Here is a 1,025-nt window from a genome sequence, read left to right on the forward strand (position 1 = left end):
TCGGTGAGGTCTCCACGCGCCATGGCGATGGCCTACCAGGACCACAGACCGCAGCGCAGCCAATCCCATTGATCTCAACTCCATACAGGCCCTAGGGCTGGCCGGCGCGCTGCCGGTCGCCGGAGTCGCCGCGCTGCAGGCGGTCCGACGACTCGGCACGCTGACCGGGCGCCGTGTCCTGGTCACCGGGGCATCCGGCGGCGTCGGCCGCTACGCCGTACAGCTCGCCGCCCGTGCGGGAGCGCATGTCGTCGCCTCCGCCGGCAGCCCCGCCCGCGCGGAGGGCCTGCGTGAGCTGGGCGCCGCGGAGATCGTCATCGGTCCGGAGAACCTGGAGGGCCGGGTGTACGGCGTGCTGGACAACGTGGGCGGGCGGCAGCTCACGCAGGCGTTCTATCGGCTGGAGGACGACGGCGTGGTGATGGCCATCGGACGGGCGGCCCGCGAGGCCACGGTCATCGACTTCGAGCTGGCGGGCACTCGATCGGCGCGGGGGCGGATCGAGAACTTCAACGTGACCACGCCGTTCGGCGGCGACCTCGCTCACCTCGTCGGGCTGCTGGCGGCCGGCGACCTGGACGCGCAGGTCGGCTGGCGCGGGCCGTGGGACAAGGCGATGGAGGCGGCCGATGCCCTGCTCGCCCGCCGCGTCGCCGGAAAGGCGGTGCTCGACGTGTGACGCACCGAGCCGTGCTGGGCGGGGGCCCCGCCCGCAGCGTCCGTGTGAACGGTCGTTTCCAGTTCCGGGCCGGTGAAGGCCTCCGTGATCCGTGGCTCGGCGCCTTTGAGCCCGGGGTCATCGGCGGTGAGCAGGTAGTGCTGGGTCTCATTCAGCCAGATCACCGTGTGCGGGCCGGCCCGCCGCAGGTCGGCGAGGGCGGCTCGGGAGCGGCCGGGATCGATCGGATGCCACCTGGGCAGCGGATCAGGAGGTGGTCCGGAAGGCGTCGGCGTTGCGTGCGCACCAGTCGGCGAAGGTGCGGGGCTTGCGCCCGAGCAGGCGTTCCACGGTGTCGGTGCGGAAT

At 72.8% G+C, this 1,025-nt stretch carries 2 protein-coding genes; one reads left to right on the forward strand and one right to left on the reverse strand.

What is annotated here, in order from left to right:
• Positions 1 to 91: 91 nt before the first annotated feature.
• Entirely contained in the window at positions 92 to 247 is a 156-nt protein-coding gene (locus tag AB0B64_RS60745) for a hypothetical protein (protein ID WP_358207709.1), read from the reverse strand.
• On the opposite strand from AB0B64_RS60745, the gene AB0B64_RS60750 reads away from it, so the two are divergent.
• Positions 179 to 679 carry a zinc-binding dehydrogenase gene (locus AB0B64_RS60750; protein ID WP_358207716.1) on the forward strand — a complete coding sequence of 167 codons (501 nt, stop codon included), beginning with the start codon at positions 179 to 181 and terminating at the stop codon, positions 677 to 679. The genes AB0B64_RS60745 and AB0B64_RS60750 overlap by 69 nt on opposite strands.
• The last annotated feature ends 346 nt before the right edge of the window (positions 680 to 1,025 follow it).

The organism is Nonomuraea sp. NPDC049129 (assembly GCF_040648495.1).
GTDB lineage: Bacteria > Actinomycetota > Actinomycetes > Streptosporangiales > Streptosporangiaceae > Nonomuraea.

Bases quoted from the DNA above. Each gene is read 5' to 3' on its own strand.
- AB0B64_RS60745 (WP_358207709.1), bottom strand. From the start codon at position 247: ATGCGCTCCCGCACGGGCGGCGAGCTGTACGGCGTAGCGGCCGACGCC.